General features: G+C 47.4%; 1 pseudogene. It reads right to left on the minus strand.

Annotated elements, in window-relative coordinates:
* Window positions 1-126: 126 nt before the first annotated feature.
* Window positions 127-237: pseudogene (locus tag VF684_RS20935) on the minus strand (gamma carbonic anhydrase family protein); the annotation flags it as partial.
* Window positions 238-521 lie beyond the last annotated feature (284 nt).

Raw genomic sequence — 521 nt, forward strand, 5'->3', positions numbered from 1 at the left:
CTGCCTCAACTGCCTCAACTGCCTCAACTGCCTCAACTGCCTCAACTGCCTCAACTCCTTCTATATAGGAAGTAAGAGTTGTTCCTGAACCTGGCGAAATGGTGAATTGTCTGTTCATTTCATTCGAGCATCATCGGCCAGCTCGATATCGCCCACCAGTGTTGCGCAGGGGTCTACATACACCCGTTTGCCCAGTTGCGGGCGTTTTCCCTTATAGGGTCTCAGTCGCAAGTCCATCTTGGCCTCCTTGTTTTCGGCCATTCTAGCAATCCGAAGGGTGATTCTGTGGATAAGTTTGTATAAAAGCTGTGTTTGGATATGAATAACTAAAAAAGTGCTATTTTTTGCAATTTTATTGCAGATAAGGGGTTGCCAGAAAGAATCTGATCCCTATAATGCGCCTCCATCGACAGGGCAAGCGGCAACGCAGAAAGCCAAGTCGATAACCTCGAAAAGCCTTTGAAAATAAGGCTTGACTCGAGAAGGCGGTTGAGTAGAATTCAACTCCCGCAGCAACACGC

Origin of the sequence: Aeromonas sp. Lyrl_2, assembly GCF_051948815.1 — a bacterium.
GTDB lineage: Bacteria > Pseudomonadota > Gammaproteobacteria > Enterobacterales > Aeromonadaceae > Aeromonas > Aeromonas veronii.